Source organism: Streptomyces sp. NPDC090442 (genome assembly GCF_044769405.1).
Classification (GTDB): domain Bacteria; phylum Actinomycetota; class Actinomycetes; order Streptomycetales; family Streptomycetaceae; genus Streptomyces.
The window spans coordinates 57906-73998 of the sequence record NZ_JBIVXW010000032.1 but is presented as its reverse complement, the minus strand read 5'-3'; the positions used below and the strand labels follow the sequence as shown (position 1 = coordinate 73998).

Sequence of the window (16093 nt, the reverse complement as noted above, 5' to 3'; positions counted from 1 at the left end):
CGCTCAGGCCCCCGCGGTCGCCCCGGCATCCTGCGTGACCAGCAGGTGCCGGGGGCCGCGCAGGATCGGGCTGTGTCGGTACGGCGGCGGGTCCTCGACCAGGCCCGGCTCGACCAGGTGACGTAGCAGCGCGACCAGCGCGACCTGTGTCTCCACCCGGGCCAGCGGCGCGCCGAAGCAGTTGTGGACCCCGCTGCCGAAGCCGAAGTGCTGGTTGTCCCGGCGGTCCGGATCGAAGCGGTCCGGATCCTCGAAGCGCAGCGGGTCCCGGTTGCCGGAGGCCAGCATCAGATACAGCGGCGCGCCCTTGGGGATGGTCACCCCCATCACGTCGAGGTCGGTCAACGGCGTGCGCTGCGGCAGCATCTGGACCGGCGGCTCGTAGCGGAGCAACTCCTCCACCGCCGACGGCATCAGTTCCGGCTCCCGGCGCAGCCGGTCCAACTGCTCCGGCTGGCGCAGCAGCGTGAGCATCCCGTTGGTGATGAGATTGACCGTCGTCTCGTGCCCGGCGATGGTCAGCAGCGGCAGGGTCGTCATCAACTCGGCCTGGGTGAGCCGTCCTTGGGGGCCGTCGTCGTGCACCAGGGCGGAGATCATGTCGTCGGTCGGGTCGGCCCGTCGCCGCTCGGCCAGCGCGCCCAGGTACTGTGCCATCGCCATCCGCGCCTCCACGCCGGCGGCCCGCTTCTCCGCGGTGTCCTCGTCGGGGGAGCGGTCCAGGGAGGCGATGACGGTGTTGGTCCAGCCGCGGATCTCGGGCATGTCCTCCTGGGGGACGCCCAGCAGCCGGCAGACGACGGTGACCGGCAGGGGGTAGGCGACGTCGTCCACGATGTCGATCCGGTCCCGGTCGCGCAGGCCCTCAACCAAATTCCGGGCGATCGTCACGATGTCGGCGTGCAGCGCGTCCACCCGGCCCGGCGCGTGCGGCGGGCCGAAGGGGCGCATCGTCAACCGGCGCAGCCGGTCGTGCTCGGGGTCGTCGACGCCGATGAAGGACGGCGGCAGGTTGCCCGACCTGGCCAACGCCTCCTCCGGGTCGGCACGGTGCCGCACGTCGGAGCTGACGCGCGGATCGTGCAGCAGCGCGGCGATCTCGTGGTAGGTGCCGACGAGGTAGCTGCCGTCGTTCTGCCGCGCCACACCGTGCTCGCGGAGTTCGGCGTAGAGCGGATAGGGGTCGGGGCGGCTCGCGTAGGCGTTGATCCGCTCCAGCAGGGTCTCCGTGGACATGCGCGGGGCTCTCCTCGTGACGGGGCAGGCGGGAGTGGCGGGGCGGTCAGCCGGCCGGGCTCACCACGGCCAGGCGGCGGTCCGGCAGATGGCCGGTGAGGGCGACGGTCGGGCCGTGCGAGAGCACCTTGGGGTCCGGGACGTCGGAGGGCACGACCATCGGGGATTTGGGGCGGTCGGCCGCGCCGGGCTCCGGGGGGAACGGCGCCGCGGTCTCGATCAGGTGCTGGTAGTACTCCAGCCACTTGGACCGGTTGACGCTCACCGCGGCGGTGATCCGGCCGCGGTAGCCGTACGCCACGACCAGCCGGCCGTCCTCGACCGAGCCCTGGGCGACGGTCACCTGGTCGGAGAAGGTGGGGACGCCGACGGACTTGATGTTCAGGCCGAACTGGCTGGACCAGAAGGCCGGCACGGTCAGGTGGGGGCGCCGCTGCGGTCCCGGGGCGACCATGTTGTGGGCGGCCACCTCCGCCTGTGCCACCGCGTTGCCCCAGTGCTCCAGTGCCAACATCTGGTAGTCGAAGAGCGGATGCGGGAAACGGGCCACGTCCCCGGCCACGAAGACGTCGTCGGTGACGATGCCGTACATGGTGAAGGCCCGGCACCCGGCGTCGCAGGCCACGCCGCGCGGGCCGGCGGCCAGTCCGGTGTCCGCCAGCCACTCGGTGTTGCGGACGGCGCCCAGGGCGACCACCGCGATGTCGGCCTCGATCCGGCTGCCGTCGGAGAGTTCGGCGCCGGTCAGCCTCCCGTTGCTGCCGGTGAGGGAGGTGACGGTCACCCCGCAGCGCAGATCGACGCCGTGCGCCCGCTGCAACCGGGCGGCGAACGCGCCCAGCGTCCCGCCGAGCGCGCCGACCAGCGGTGCCGGACCGCGCTCGGCGACCGTCACCTCCAGGCCGCGCTCCCGGCAGGCGGAGGCGATCTCCGAGCCGGTGAACCCGGCGCCGATGACCAGCACGCGGCGAGGCCCAGCGTCCAGGCGTTCGGCGAGGCGGCCGGCGTCGTCGATCGTCCGTACCGTCAACACCCCGTCCAGGCGGGCCTCTTCGGGGTGCGGCCAGGGGCGGGCCCGGGTGCCGGTGGTGATCAGCAGTCGGTCGTAGGGGACCCGTTCGCCGTCGGCCAGCAACACGTCCTTGGTGTCCGGGTCCAGTCCGCTGGCGCGGACCCCCAGCTTCCAGCGGGCGTTCACCGGGTGGCGGGCCGGCAGCCCGACCGAGCCCGCTGGCACCTTTCCCAGCAGCACCTGTTTCGACAGCGGCGGACGGTCGTAGGGCGGGTGCGGCTCGTCCCCGATGACGGTCAACTCGCCCGCGAAGCCCTCCGCCCGCAGCGTCTCGGCCGCCCGCAGTCCGGCCAGGGACGCGCCGACGATGACGATCCGGCCCTCTTTCAGCTCACCGGACATCGGCCCCGGCCCCCTTGTCGGTCCCGGCGCCGGCCTGTTCGCCGACGAGGATGGCCTGGACCGGGCAGGCGGCCGCCGCGCGGCGCACCCGCTCCCGCTGCTCGGCGTCGGGCGCCGGGTGGTAGAGCAGCGCCTCCTCGCCGTGCAACTCGAACACCCGCGGCGCCAGGAACACGCACTGCGCGTACCCCTGGCACCTGTTGAGGTCGACCACGATCTGCATTTCCGCACCATTCCTCCGCGCGAGCCGTCGACTCCGTCCTACTCGCCCGCGGCGGGCGACGCGGGCGGTGCTGGGCCGGAGGGGTGTGCACGAGGAGTGAGGGCGCGCGGCGGCGTTCGAGGGCACTTCGGGGGCGAAGCGGAAGCGGGGGGAGGGCGGTTCCGGGTCCGGTTCGAAAATGTGTGGCGTCGCTCACGGCCGATTTCCGCGGCCTTCGGGGAATATGCCCCGACGCCTTATGGCGCAGCATAGGAATACGGGGCAACGGGAAGGTAGCCGCAGGCTGAAGAGCAGTGGGACGGCGTCGTCGGGGGTGGCGGGCAGTGCCGGAAGTGGAAGTTCCACTTGACGTTCCGACCGGAGTTCCGGCGGCGCGGGAAGCTCCGATCGACGGTGCCGGTATCCGTATTGACCCGTAATGTTCGACGACATGCGGGCATCCACCGAAACGTGATTAACGCAACGGTGTTGGCGCGATGCGGATCAAATTTTTGCGATTATTTCAAACGAAGTTGCCTCCTGTGTCCCACCTATGAGATGGGATAGGGGGAACGTTGCCCTACGAACTGTGAGGAACCGCGGGATGGCCTTCGCTGCACCTGGAACTCTGGCCGTACCAGGGAAGGGGCAGGGGCAATCCAGACTCTATGTCCTCGACGGGCTGCGCCTGGTGGCGGCGCTGATGGTGCTCGCCTACCACTACATCACCCTCCGTGATGGTTGGGGCAGGGACCCGCACACCTTCTCGCCGACCATCTACCACCTCTCCCAATTCGGCTGGCTCGGCGTCGAAGTCTTCTTCCTCATCAGCGGATTCGTCATCTGCATGAGCACCTGGGGGCGGTCGCTCGGCGACTTCGTGAAATCCCGGGTCTCCCGGCTCTACCCAGCGTACTGGGTCGGTGTGTTGCTCACCGCGGCGGTGCTGATGGTCTGGCCGCACGTGCGGAGCGCGGACAACCTCGAAACGGTGCTGACCAACCTCACCATGCTCCAGCAGGGCGTGGGGGTTTCGGACCTGGACGACGTCTACTGGTCGCTCTTCGTGGAGTTGAAGTTCTACCTGCTCTTCGCCCTCGTCGTGTACCGCGGCGTCACCTACCGGCGGTGCGTGCTCTTCTGCGGGCTGTGGACGGTGGCCGGGGTCGTGGCGCTCAAGGCCGACAGCAACCTCCTGTCGGTCTGGGCGATCGCGCCGTACTCGCCGTACTTCATCGCCGGCATCGCCTTCTATCTGATGCACCGCTTCAAGCCGACCCTACTGCTCTGGGCGATTGTCGCGGTCGAATTCCTGCTGGCCCAGCACTACGTCCGCGGCCGGCTCATCATGAACGTCGGCGCCAAGGCGAGCATGGCGCACGGCTGGCCGGCGCGGGTGGGGGTGATCCTGGCCTTCGCCATCATGGCGGCCATCGCCCTCGGGGTATTCAACAAGGTGCGTTGGCGCTGGCTGGTGACCGCCGGTTCACTGACCTATCCGCTGTATCTGCTGCACATGTACATCGGATTCACCCTCATCGACCAGTTGCGCCACCGAGTTCCGGCGCTCGTCCTGCTCCCCAGCATCATCGTGTTCATGCTGCTGCTTTCCTACGCCGTGCACCGGCTCGTGGAACGCCCCCTCGGTAAATGGCTGCGGGACGGAATTCAAAAGGGCCTTCAGGAAATGCGGCGGAATTCCAAGAGTCAGGCCGCCTCGGAATCCGCTGCCGCCCCGCCGGGCGCGAAGGCCGAGCCCCGGGCGGTCGCCGAGGACTGCCGGGTGGGAAGTCAACGGCCGCACGGGTAAGGCGTAGGACCGCATTTGACGGCCGGGTAACGGGGCGCAGACACGGCGCTCGACGCCCCGATCGTGCGCCGAGCGGCGACCCCCGCGCGCAGGTGGTCGGAGGGGGCGCACCGCCGGAACCGCAAAGCTCCAAGAAGGCCCCGGAGGGTGTGATCCCCTCCGGGGCCCGCCTTTTAGCGCGCCTTTTCCGGCTGGTTCGACAGCCCGCTGATTGCCAATACGGTGCGTGACCGGGCACCCTGGGCGTCATGTCTTACGTACGACTCGAAGCGTGGATCGGTGGGGAATGGCTGGAGGTGGACGCGATCAGCGTCACCGTGGAGGAATCCGCGCTGACCCTGTCCTTCGAGCGCCAGCGGACCGAGGCCGGTTACCGGAGCATGATGTGGGAGCCGCTGGAACACTTCCTGCGCGAATACCGCGAGGAGCCGATAGTCGTCGTTCCGTTGGGCCGCAGCCTGCCGGTGATGTACTCCCCGGGTGACGCCGGTCCGTTCCGGTTGGCGGAGGTGACGGAGTGAGGGCGAGCTGAGGAGGGCCATGGCCCGGGGGTGCGCCGGGCCATGGTTCACCGCACCGACTCGACCGGTGGGCGCTCGCGCACCGCGCCGTAGGCGAGGAAGTACGCCGGCACCCGGTTCAACCAGCGCGAGGTGGTGAGCCGCTCGGCCACCCGCTGCGCCCGCCGGGGGTCGTTGAACGGGGGCCGGCCCGCGAGGACCGGAGCGATGATCCGGGAGTGCGCGAACCGCTGCAGCGCCTGCGTCAGCGCCGCGGTCGGCCACCGGCGGCGCTGGACGGCCCGGACGTCCCGCAGGCCCACCGTGCCCGCGCGCAGCGGGGCGACGAGGTGCCGGGCGGCGGCGACCGCGTCCTCCACCGCGAGGTTGATGCCGATCCCGAAGACCGGCGACATCGCGTGCGCCGCGTCGCCGATGCACAGCAGCCCCGGGCGGTGCCAGCGCCGCAGCCGGTCCAGGCGCACGTCCAGCAGCTTCACCTCGTCCCAGGAGCCCAGGGTGTGCACCCGGTCGCCGAGCCAGGGGGCGGCGGAGGCGTAGTTCACGGTGAACGACTCCAGGCCGGCGGCGCGGCGGGTGGCGTCCGTCCCCTTGGGGATCAGGGCCGCGCACTGCCAGTAGTCCCCGCGGTCGATCAGGGCGGCCAGCAGCCGGTCGCCGGCGCCGCCCACCAGGCCGTGCGGGTCGCCGTTGCGCCGCGGTAGCCGGAACCACCAGGCGTCCATGGGGCAGTTGAAGGTCCGCAGGCCGAGTTCGGGCAGTGTGTGGGCGAGCGAGCCGCGGCCGTCGCAGGCCACCGTCAGCGTCGCCCGCAGGTCGCCGGTGTCGCCGTCGGCCGTGCGGTAGCGCACCCCCACCACCCGGCCGCGCTCCGTCAGGAACGACGTCGCCTCGGTGCTCATCCGGAGGGAGAACGACGGCTCGCGCCGGGCCTCGTCCACCAGCAGGTCGAGCAGGTCCCACTGCGGCACCATGGCGACGTAGTTGAAACGGCCGCGCAGCGCGGCGATGTTGCCGACCGTCGTCAGCGTGCCGTCCGGGCCGAGCGGAAGTTGGACGGTGGTCACCCGGCGTTGCGGCAGCTGGGCGAACCGTTCGCTCAGCCCCAGCTCGTCCAGGAGCGCCAGGGTGGAGGGGTGCACGGTGTCCCCGCGGAAGTCGCGCAGGAAGTCGCCGTGCTTCTCCAGGACCGTCACCGTCACCCCCGCCCGGGCCAGTAGCAGTGCCAGCACCATCCCGGCGGGTCCGCCGCCCACCACGCAACAGGTCGTCCGCTCCACCACAACCGCTCCCTTCCACGACGCCCCGGGCTTCGCGCGCGGGGGCACCGGCACAGATACCCGGATCGTGGCGGAAGTCAGCCGTGCCGTCCGCCGTCCGCAGGCCGCGGCACTCCGCACAGCGCATGGTCGATCAGGTCGGTGGTGGCCCGGATCTGGCGGGCGGCGGTGTCCGGGTCGCCGGGGCGGCTGTGCAGGGAGACGGTGACGGTGCTCCGGCCGTCGGCGGTGGTGGCGGGCCAGACCAGGTACCCGTAGCCGTCGCCGCTGTGGCCCCAGTAGCCGCCGCCGCAGGTCAACGGGGTCCAGGACAGGCCGAGTCCGTAGCGGCCGCCCTGTGGGGTGCCCGGGTCGGCGGGGACCGCCACCGTCCGGCGCATCTCGGCGAGTTGGGCGGGGGCGAGCAGACGGCCGCTGAGCAGCGCGCGGTAGAACGCGGTGGTGTCGGCCGGCGTGCTGATCAACGAGCCGTCGGCGTCCCCGTCGAAGGGGAGGTAGGCGAGGGTGGTGTCGATCAGCGGGCCGTCGGGCGTGAACTGCTGGTAGTCGGTGGCGTGCGGGCGGGGGAGGGCGGGGTCGTCGCCCGGGGCGAAGGTGTGGGTCAGGCGCAGCGGGCCAAGGATGCGGGTGCGCACCTCGTGTTCCCAGGAGTGGTCGGTGACGGCGTGGATCAGCATGCCGGCGAGGATGTAGTTGGTGTTGGAGTACTGCCAGCGGGTGCCCGGCTTGAAGGACGGCGGGTGGCGCAGGGCGAGGGCGACGCGCTGCGCGGAGGTGTAGGGGGTCCGGCGGTTGCGGTGGTACTCGGCGGCGCTGGGGTGCGGGGCGACGTCGCCGATGTAGTCCGGCAGTCCGCTGGTGTGCTGGAGCAGTTGGCGCACGGTGATCCGGCGCCCGTCGTTGCCGTGGCCGCGCACCAGGCCCGGCAGCCAGCGGTCCACCGTGTCGTCGAGCGACAGCCGTCCCTCGCCGACCAGTTGGAGCACCACGGTGGCCACGAACGTCTTGGTGTTGCTGCCGATCCGGACGTATCCGTTCCGGGGCACGGGGCGTCCGCTGTGGAGGTCTCCGGTGCCGCTGCGGACGGTGCGGGTTCCCCCGGGCGTCTCCAGACGGACGGAGACGCCGGTGACGCCGGTGGCGCGCAGGGCGTCGGCGTCCCGCTGGAGCCGGGTGGGCGCGCTGGCCGTGGCCTGGGTGGGGACCAGCCCCGTCAGGACGGCGGCGGCCAGGAGTGCGGCCGCGGCACGGTGCGGGAGGCGGGGCGGGCGGCCCTTGGGGGTGCTCGTCGTGGGCGTGGACATGGGTTCACCGTAGGAAGCGCCGCGCCCTACGGGCCAGGCCGCTGGCCTCCGTAATCAGGGTGGGGTTCTCCCCACGGAGTGGAGGGTGGCCTTCCGGAACTTCCCTTTGTGCGTGGTGTGTTCGGAGGGAACGCATTGCGTCGAATCTCCCTCTTGTGGGGTGGAGGAGGCAGGAGGCCCCCTCCGTCATACGGGAGGAAAACGATGAAGCAACGAGTCGCGCGGGGGACCCTCGGACGCCGGGGCGGCCGCATCGCCGCCGTGGGCGCCATGGGTGCGGCCGCGGTCGTACTGGCCGTCACCCCGGCGTTCGCCAAGGGCAGCGCCACGCTCAACGTCTCGCCCGGCACCGTCAAGGTGGGCGGCGCCGTGCACGTCACGGGCCAGGGCGACAGCGATGCGCTCCGGTACGGCCAGTTCTGCGCGGAGCAGCGCGCGGGTGCGCACGGCGCCTGGAAGACCGTCAAGTGCGGGAAGATCGTGGCGATCGACGGCTCCGAGGCCAAGGTCGCGGTGACGGTCAAGGCCCAGAAGCGCGGTGACCTCCAGTTCCGCGGCGTGCTCTACGGCGTCGACGGGCCGCGCGGCGGCCACCCGTACGCCGACATGCACACCGACGTCAAGACCGTCCACGTGCGCTGAACGGACGCGATAACTCGCGGGGTTCCACGCTGACCTGACCGCCATCCCGGGGGCGGTCGGCCGCGGGAACCGACCAACGGGCGCCACCCCTGATGCAGGGGTGGCGCCCATTGTCGGATCAGCCGAGCGCGGTGCCGGCGGTCAGCACCCGGTCCGGGCGGATCGGAAGCTGCCGGTGGCGGACGCCGGTCGCGTGCCAGACCGCGTTGGCGAGTGCCGCCGCGGCGCCCACGATGCCGACCTCGCCGATGCCCTTGACGCCGACCGGGTCCTGCTCGTCCGGGTCGTCCACCCAGTCCGCCTCGACGAGCGGGATATCGGCGTTGGCGGCCACGTGGTAGCCGGCGAGGTCGGCGCCGACATGGCTGCCGAAGGCCGCGTCCCGGGCCGCCTCCTCGTGCAGGGCCATGGACAGCCCCCAGATCATGCCGCCGACCAACTGGCTGCGCGCGGTCAGCGGATTGACGATCCGGCCGGCCGCGAAGATCCCCAGCATCCGCCGGACCCGCACCTCGCCGGTGGCGACGTCCACCGCGACCTCGGCGAACTGCGCGCCGAACGCGTGCCGTTCACGGGGCGGCAGCGCGCCCAGGGCCTCGGTGGTGTCCGAGCGCACGGTGATCCCCTGGGGCGGAATGCTGCCGCCCAGGGCCAGTTGGGCGCGCAGGTCGCGGGCGGCGAGCTCGACCGCCCAGGACCAGGAACGGGTGCCGGCCGAGCCACCGGCGATCATCGCCGGGCCGAAGTCGCTGTCTCCGATCCGGACCACCACCCGCTCCGGCGCCACCCCCAACGCGTCCGCGGCGACCAGGGTCAGCGCGGTGCGCGCCCCGGTGCCGACGTCCGCGGCGGTGATCCGCACGGTGAAGGTGCCGTCCGCCTCCGCCGTCACCGCCGCCGTGGACGGGCCGGCCAGGGTGGGGAACGAGGCGGCCGCGGTGCCCGTCCCGAGCAGCCAGCGGCCGTCCCGGCGCACTCCCGGACGCGGATCGCGGTCGGCCCAACCGAACCGGCGGGCACCCTCGTCGAAGCAGGCCAGGAGCCGGCGGCTGCTGAAGGGCAGCCCGGAGATCGGGCCCACCTCCGGCTCGTTGCGGGCGCGCAGCGCGATCGGGTCGACGCCGCACTTCTCGGCGAGCTCGTCCAGCGCGCACTCCAGCGCGAACGAGCCGGGCGCCTCGCCGGGCGCCCGCATCCAGGTCGGGGTCGGCACATCGAGCCGGACCACCCGGCTGACGGTGTGGTGCGCGTCGGCGTCGTACATCGCGCGGGCCACGTCCGCGCTCCGCTCGACGAACTCGTGCACCGTGGAGGTCTGGTTCAACCCCTCGTGGTGCAGGGCGCGCAGCCGCCCGTCGGGGTCGGCGCCGAGCCGGACCCGCTGCGCGGTGGGGCTGCGGTAGCCGACCAGCGAAAACATCTGACGCCGCGTCAGCACGACCCGGACCGGGCGGTGCAGGACCGTCGCGGCCAGCGCCGCCGCCACCTGGTGTGGACGGCACCCCTTCGCGCCGAAGGCGCCGCCGACGTGCTCGGAACGCACCCGCACCGCGGCCGGGTCGAGCGAGAACAGCAGCGCCAACTCCCTGGCCACGAACATGCTGCCCTGGTTGGAGTCGATGACCTCCAGTCGCCCGTTGGCCCAGTGGGCGGTCGCGGCGTGCGGCTCCATCGGGTGGTGGTGCTCCTCCGGAGTGCTGTACTCCGCGTCCAACACGACGGCGGACGCGGCGAACTCGTTCGCCAGGTCCCCCTTCGTCGCCTCGGTGGCGAACCGCGGGTTGCTCTCCGGCAGGTACGTCCCCGGGTGCCCGACGCCGAACGCCACGTCGTGCGGCTCCTCGTCGTACTCGACGACCAGCGACTCGGCGGCCTCCCGGGCCTGTTCGGAGGTCTCGGCGACGACCAGCGCGACCGGCCAGCCGGCGTAGGGCACCCGGTCGTGCTGGAAGACCTGGAGCGCAGGGTCGGGCGTCCCCATCGGACCGTCGTAACCCGACTCCAGGGGCTGGGCGTTGCCGTGGTGCAGGACGGTCAGCACGCCGGGCATCGCCAGGGCGGCGGCGGTGTCGACGGCGCGGATCCGGCCGCGGGCGATGGTGGACACCACCAGCCAGCCGTGCGCGAGCCCGGCGAGGGGCACCTCGCCGGCGTAGCGGGCCGCGCCGGTGACCTTGTCGCGGCCCTCCACGCGGGTGTGCGAGGTGCCGACGGCCGCGCTCGCCGCGGTGCTCGTGGTGGTCGTGACGGTCATCGGGTGGCCTCCTCGGTCGGCCGGCTCTCCTCGGCCAGCTCGGTCAGCACGGCGACGACGAGATTCCGGATCAGCGTCACCTTGTATTCGTTGTCGGACAGCGGTTCGGCGGCGGCCAGTTCGGCGTCGGCCGCGGCGGCGAACGCCTCGGCGGTCGCCGGCCCGCCGAGCAGCGCCCGCTCCGCCGCGCGGGCCCGCCACGGCCGCGACGCGACCGCCCCGAACGCCAGCCGGACGCCGCGGACGGTGCCGTCGTGGACGTCGAGGGCGGCGGCGACCGAGCCGATGGCGAAGGCGAACGACGCCCGCTCGCGCACCTTGCGGTACCGCGAGGCGGCGGCCAGCGGCGCCGGCGGCAGGGTGACGGCGGTGATCAGCGCACCGGGCGGCAGCGCGGTCTCCCGATGCGGGGCGTCCGCCACCGGCAGGTACAGGTCCGTCAGCGCCAACTCGCCCGCCCCGTCGGCCGTTTCGTAGTGCACGACGGCGTCGAAGGCGGCCAGCGCCACGCCCATGTCCGAGGGATGGACGGCCACGCAGTGGGACGTGGCCCCCAGGATGGCGTGGTTGCGGTGCTCGCCGGCGACCGCCGGGCAACCGCTGCCGGGCGCCCGCTTGTTGCAGGGCTTGGTCACGTCGGCGAAGTAGCCGCAGCGGGTGCGCTGGAGGAGGTTGCCGCCCACCGTGGCCATGTTGCGCAACTGCCCCGAGGCGCCGGCCAGGACCGCCTGGGCCAACGCCGGGTAGCGGCGCCGCACTTCGGGGTGGGCGGCCAGGTCGCTGTTGGTGACGGTCGCGCCGATCCGCAGCCCGCCGTCGTCGGTGACCGTGATCCCGTCGAGCGGCAACTCCCGCACGTCGACCAGGAGCGCGGGCCGCTCCACCCCGCTCTTCATCAGGTCGACGAGGTTGGTGCCCCCGCCGAGGTACCGGGCCTCCGGTTCGCCGCCGAGCAGCGCCAGCGCGCCCGCGACGTCGAACGCCCGCCGGTAGTCGAACTCCCTCATGCCGCGCCCTCCACGTCCGTCGCCACCGCGCCCGTCTTGCGGGCCGGGTCCTGCGCCGCCCGGGCGACCGCCCGGACGATCGACACATACGCACCGCAGCGGCACAGGTTGCCGCTCATCCGCTCCCGGATCTCCTCGGCCGTCAGCGGCACCGGGCCGGCCTCCGGGCGGACGTCGGCGGTGACCGCGCTGGGCCAGCCCGCGGCGTGCTCCTCGATCGCGGCCACCGCGGAACAGATCTGCCCCGGCGTGCAGTAGCCGCACTGGAAGCCGTCGAGATCGAGGAACGCCTGCTGTACCGGGTGCAGTTGGTCCCCGTCCGCCAGACCCTCGACGGTGGTGATCTCCCGCCCCTCGGCGGCCACCGCGAGCTGGAGGCAGGAGACCACCCGGCGGCCGTCGAGCAGCACCGTGCAGGCGCCGCACTGCCCCTGGTCGCAGCCCTTCTTGGTGCCGGTCAGGTCGAGCCGCTCGCGCAGCGCGTCGAGCAGGGTGGTGCGGTTGTCGACGGGCAGCGTGTGCTTCTCGCCGTTGATGGTCAAGGTGATGGCACCGGCCGTCGATGGGGCCATGGTCTGCCTTCTTTCGCGTCTCGCGCGGCGAACGGGCGCGGCGCGTCCGGCCGGGGCCGGCGGCCCGCCGCGTTCGGTCAACGGATCGGATCGGCTCCGCCGGGCGGAAACGCTCGACGGAGCCGGGAAGTTGGGGGTTGGGGGAGTGGTGTGGTGCGGTGGGTCGCGGCGTCGAAGGGGCTACGGGGTGGGTTCGGGGGCGCGCTGGAGGGGCGGCACATCGATGGCTGCGGTGGCCTCCGGGCTCCCCGACGGCTCGTCCCCACCGCTCCTCTGCCGTTAGGGTGTGATCCACAAGCGGACAACCGTCCACTGACGTGGAAACCTAACGGACAGGTGTCCGCTTAGCAAGGTGGATTGTCCGTCAGCGGCTGGCCGCCCAACAAGCCCCACCCATCGGTGCCTTACCGCGAGGAGGACGCGTGCCCCGGCCCAAGGACGCGCCCCTGCGCACGGACGCGCAACGCAACCGCGACCGCATCCTGGAAGTCGCCCTGACCGAACTGACCCGCTGCGCCGACGTCCCGCTGAGCGCGATAGCCAAGAAGGCCGGGGTCGGACAGGGCACGTTCTACCGCAACTTCCCCAACCGCGAGGCCCTCGTCCTGGAGGTCTACCGCCACGAGGTCCAACAGGTCTGCGACGCCGCCGCCCACCTCCTGGCCACCCAGCCGCCGGACCGGGCGCTGCGCGCCTGGATGGACCGCCTCGCCCAGTACGCGATGGCCAAGGCCGGCCTGGCCGCCGCCCTGCGCAAGGCCACCACCCCGCACGGCACCTTCGCGGCCGTCGCCCGCGGCCCTCTCATCGCCGCCCTCACCCTCCTCCTGACCGCCAACGAAGCCGCCGGCACGATCCGCCCCGACATCACCCCCGAAGACTTCCTCCTGGCCATCGCGGGCCTCTGGCAACTGGACCCCCACAGCGACTGGCCCACCCGCGCGGGCCGCCTCCTCGACCTGGTGATGGACGGCTTGCGAACGGGGGCTTCGGGCGGGGGGTGAGGGGGTGGGGCGCGCCCGGGACTCCCGGACGTTGCGATCAACGGACGCATGCGCAAGCGGTGCCGTGTGTATGGGCGCCGAAGATCGAACGGCGAGGTGGAGATCAAGGGAGAGCGTTATGCGCCTTCCCTGGTGCGTTGTTCAGGGTATTTTCCATCGGTTTTCCGAAAGGCGACCTCTTCGGCTCCGCCGGGCGGGATGGGGCTGACGTTCTCGTTTCAGTTGCCGAGGCGATCACCGGTCACTGATCACCGTGAGGGTGGTTCCGGATCTCCCGAGCCGCGGAGCAGGCGGCAGCCCAGTCATTCCGCTTTCGTGCTTGGGCCCGCTGAACGTCAAGTGCAGCGCATACTTTGCAACCTGACGTTGGAGTGCCCTCCAACAGCCAGCCGTCTAACGGCAGCTCGACTGGATTCTGTGAATACCTGACAGGGTCGGTCATTGCGGTCCTCCGCTGCTCTGAGGCGTGTCACCTCATCAACGCCCTTTAGAGGGCAGGGAACTTGCACATCGTTTGCACAGAAGTCGTGCGGGTACCCGCCGGGCTTGTGACGATGGCTGACAGGACCTGCGTTCGCGAGGAAGATCAAGCCCATGAGCACTACGGACCTTGCACCCGGCGCCAACCTGGCAGTGCTGCGGAAGGCTCACGGAAAGTCCCAGAGAAGGCTGGCCAAGGACGCCAATGTCTCGCTGTCCCTGCTGAGCAAGATCGAAGTAGGGGACCGGGCACTGACGCCCGCCGTGGCTGCCGCGGTCGGCAAGGCGCTCGGTGTGTCCATGGCTGAGGTGCTGGGGGAGTCTTCGGTAGCGCAAAGGGACGAAGTGCGGCTCTCGGCGCTGCGCTCGGCCTTGAGGGACTACGACCTTCCTGGTAGGCGGGAGGTCAACGAACAGCGGATCAGTGCCGCGCTGGAGGTGGCCGGGCAGCACCGTGACGCGGTGGACGTGACTCAGTTGCTGGGGATGCTCCCGGGGCTTCTCAGGGCCGCGACAACGTACGCACACACCGTCAACACCCTCGATGCGTGGATGGCGCTCTCGGAGACGTACAGCACGGTGTACTGGCTTGCCGCGCGACACCGCTGGATGGACATGGCGGAGCTGGCGGTGACGCGTCAGCGGTGGGCGGTGGAGCAGAAACCCAACCCGCTCGGGGAAGCGCTCGCCGCGCGCGACAGGGCGGGGGCCTACCTGAACTTCGGGGAGATCGAAACCGGACTCGTGATCGTGGATCGTGCGGTGTCGGCTGCACAGACTTCACTGTCCGGAACGGATCGGGATATCGCTGTGGGCATTCTGAATCTTCGCGGAATGACGCTTGCCGGCAGGCTTGAGGACAAGAGGGAGGCGGCACGGGAGGCTGACCGGCACATCCGGTCGGCATGGAACGCGACTACGGCGTTCGGCGCAGAAGTCGACGTGCACGGCCTGACTATCGGGCCGCAAAACACGTTCACCCATGAACTGGCCACTCGCGTTGACTTGGGGAAGCCGCGGGATGCGTTGAGACTGGTGGACGATCTCGACGTGGCGCTGGAAGGTCTGCCGCCCACCCGTGTCGCTCCGACACGGATCAACGTGGCTCGCGCGCAGCTCGACGTGGGTGATCGGGACGGGGCGCTGGAGAACCTGGGAATTGCCTGGGGAGTTGCTCCCCAGATGGCGCGCATTCATCCGATGGGGCGTGAGGTCTTCAGGGTGGTGTCGTCGCTGCACAGGAGGAGTAACGCGAAGTTGTTGAAGCTGTCGCAGCTCTCAGGCATCGAGATCTGATCGACGCGTGAAATTTTCCAGTGGGCGCCGGCCGTTGTCGGCTGGTTCTGCCGCGGAAGTGGAAGTGGAAGTAGAAGTGGGAGTTGCCGAGTGCGAAGTCCAGCGAGAACCTCCGGCCGGAACTCCCCAAAAACCAGGCCGCGTCGCGCCCCCGAGAGTGCGGGGGCGCGACGCGGCGGGTGGGGGGTGATGTGGTCAGAGCTTCAGGAAGGGCTTTTCGCCGGCGATGTTGATGCGGTGCATCAGGCGCTCGTGGGGGAAGTAGTCCGCGACCGCGAGGTGCTGGGTGCAGCGGTTGTCCCAGACGACGAGGTCGCCCTTGGTCCAACGGTGGCGGTAGATCAGCTCGTTGGTCTCGATGTGGCGGCAGAGGAAGGCCAGCAGGGCCCGGCTCTCGGACTCGGTGACGCCGTTGATCCGCGTCACGTACGGGTTGGAGATGTACAGCGCCCGGCGGCCGGTCTCGGGGTGGGTGCGGATCAGCGGGTGCTCGACGGGGTCCTGGTCCGCGAACTGCTGGTCCGGGTCGATGCCCTTCTTGCGCATCGACTTCTGGAGGTTGCCGTAGTCCGGGCCGAACGCCTTGCGCACGTCGTGCGTCGCGGTGAGCTGGAGCAGCAGCTCCTGCATGGGCGTCGACAGCGTCTCGTACGCCAGGTACATGTTGCCGTAGAGGGTGTCGCCACCGACCTTGGGCGTGATCTTGGCGTAGAGGGCGGTGCCGAGCGGGGGCTCGGCCCAGCCGCTGTTGTCGGTGTGCCAGTCGTTCAGGCCCGGCGGCTTCTGCTCGTTGTTGTGGAGCACCATCACCTCGGGGTGCCCCTCAACGGTCATCGGCAGCAGGTGGCTGTGGGTCAGTAACGGCCCGAAGCGCGCGGTGAACGCCTTCTGCTGCTCGACCGTGAAGTCCTGGCCCGGGAAGACCAGCACGTTGTACTGGTGGAAGGCGTCCAGGACCGTCTTCCACGCCTCGGCGGAGATCTCCTGGGAGATGTCGAGACCCTCGACCCGGGCTCCGATGGCGGGGCTTACCGGCTCGATGACGGGGAGGTTGTTTCCCATGGTGGTACT

The 16093-nt window shown here is 71.2% G+C and carries 14 protein-coding genes; 5 read left to right on the top strand and 9 right to left on the bottom strand.

Annotation, left to right across the window (positions count from 1 at the left end; translation table 11 throughout):
* Positions 1-3: 3 nt before the first annotated feature.
* From ACIQU6_RS22925 to ACIQU6_RS22915, 3 genes are read right to left on the bottom strand one after another with little or no spacing between them, the layout of a single operon-like run.
* Complete coding sequence (locus ACIQU6_RS22925) at positions 4-1236, bottom strand: cytochrome P450 (RefSeq protein WP_403483519.1); 1233 nt, start codon at positions 1234-1236, stop codon at positions 4-6.
* A gap of 46 nt (positions 1237-1282) precedes the next feature.
* Entirely contained in the window at positions 1283-2650 is a 1368-nt protein-coding gene (locus tag ACIQU6_RS22920; RefSeq protein ID WP_403483518.1) for an NAD(P)/FAD-dependent oxidoreductase, read from the bottom strand.
* Positions 2640-2873: a ferredoxin gene (locus ACIQU6_RS22915; protein ID WP_403483517.1), complete on the bottom strand. Its 234-nt coding sequence runs from the start codon at positions 2871-2873 to the stop codon at positions 2640-2642. The genes ACIQU6_RS22920 and ACIQU6_RS22915 overlap by 11 nt, the downstream gene beginning before the upstream one ends.
* Before the next feature lie 583 nt (positions 2874-3456).
* Between ACIQU6_RS22915 and ACIQU6_RS22910 the strand changes: the two genes are divergently transcribed.
* Together ACIQU6_RS22910 and ACIQU6_RS22905 are read left to right on the top strand one after the other, a co-directional pair.
* Positions 3457-4662, top strand: coding sequence for an acyltransferase family protein (locus tag ACIQU6_RS22910; protein ID WP_403483516.1), 1206 nt, complete (start codon positions 3457-3459; stop codon positions 4660-4662).
* A gap of 248 nt (positions 4663-4910) precedes the next feature.
* Complete coding sequence (locus ACIQU6_RS22905) at positions 4911-5183, top strand: hypothetical protein (protein ID WP_274917762.1); 273 nt, start codon at positions 4911-4913, stop codon at positions 5181-5183.
* 47 nt (positions 5184-5230) lie between these two features.
* Here ACIQU6_RS22905 and ACIQU6_RS22900 read toward each other — a convergent pair whose 3' ends face one another.
* Positions 5231-6463, bottom strand: coding sequence for an FAD-dependent oxidoreductase (locus tag ACIQU6_RS22900; protein ID WP_403483515.1), 1233 nt, complete (start codon positions 6461-6463; stop codon positions 5231-5233).
* 77 nt (positions 6464-6540) lie between these two features.
* On the bottom strand, positions 6541-7767 hold the full coding sequence (locus ACIQU6_RS22895; protein ID WP_403483514.1) for a serine hydrolase domain-containing protein: 1227 nt from the start codon (positions 7765-7767) through the stop codon (positions 6541-6543).
* A 204-nt stretch (positions 7768-7971) separates the two neighbouring features.
* On the opposite strand from ACIQU6_RS22895, the gene ACIQU6_RS22890 reads away from it, so the two are divergent.
* Entirely contained in the window at positions 7972-8409 is a 438-nt protein-coding gene (locus ACIQU6_RS22890) for a hypothetical protein (RefSeq protein WP_403483513.1), read from the top strand.
* A 118-nt stretch (positions 8410-8527) separates the two neighbouring features.
* Here the strand turns inward: ACIQU6_RS22890 and ACIQU6_RS22885 are convergent, their stop codons facing one another.
* Genes ACIQU6_RS22885 through ACIQU6_RS22875 form a run of 3 tightly spaced genes read right to left on the bottom strand, consistent with a single transcriptional unit; the run spans position 8528 to position 12242 of the window.
* Positions 8528-10663 carry a xanthine dehydrogenase family protein molybdopterin-binding subunit gene (locus ACIQU6_RS22885; RefSeq protein WP_403483512.1) on the bottom strand — a complete coding sequence of 712 codons (2136 nt, stop codon included), beginning with the start codon at positions 10661-10663 and terminating at the stop codon, positions 8528-8530.
* Positions 10660-11670 (bottom strand): FAD binding domain-containing protein, encoded by a 1011-nt coding sequence (locus ACIQU6_RS22880; RefSeq protein ID WP_403483511.1) that lies wholly within the window; start codon positions 11668-11670, stop codon positions 10660-10662. The genes ACIQU6_RS22885 and ACIQU6_RS22880 overlap by 4 nt, the downstream gene beginning before the upstream one ends.
* Positions 11667-12242, bottom strand: a complete 576-nt coding sequence (locus ACIQU6_RS22875) for a (2Fe-2S)-binding protein (protein WP_403483510.1) — start codon at positions 12240-12242, stop codon at positions 11667-11669. The genes ACIQU6_RS22880 and ACIQU6_RS22875 overlap by 4 nt, the downstream gene beginning before the upstream one ends.
* 422 nt (positions 12243-12664) lie before the next feature.
* Here ACIQU6_RS22875 and ACIQU6_RS22870 point away from each other — a divergent pair, with 422 nt between their 5' ends.
* Entirely contained in the window at positions 12665-13246 is a 582-nt protein-coding gene (locus ACIQU6_RS22870) for a TetR/AcrR family transcriptional regulator (RefSeq protein WP_403483509.1), read from the top strand.
* 594 nt (positions 13247-13840) lie between these two features.
* The gene (locus tag ACIQU6_RS22865) at positions 13841-15022 is read left to right on the top strand and encodes a helix-turn-helix domain-containing protein (protein WP_403483508.1); all 1182 of its coding nucleotides are present in this window, start codon (positions 13841-13843) and stop codon (positions 15020-15022) included.
* A gap of 195 nt (positions 15023-15217) precedes the next feature.
* Here the strand turns inward: ACIQU6_RS22865 and ACIQU6_RS22860 are convergent, their stop codons facing one another.
* Positions 15218-16084, bottom strand: coding sequence for a TauD/TfdA dioxygenase family protein (locus tag ACIQU6_RS22860; protein WP_403483507.1), 867 nt, complete (start codon positions 16082-16084; stop codon positions 15218-15220).
* Positions 16085-16093 lie beyond the last annotated feature (9 nt).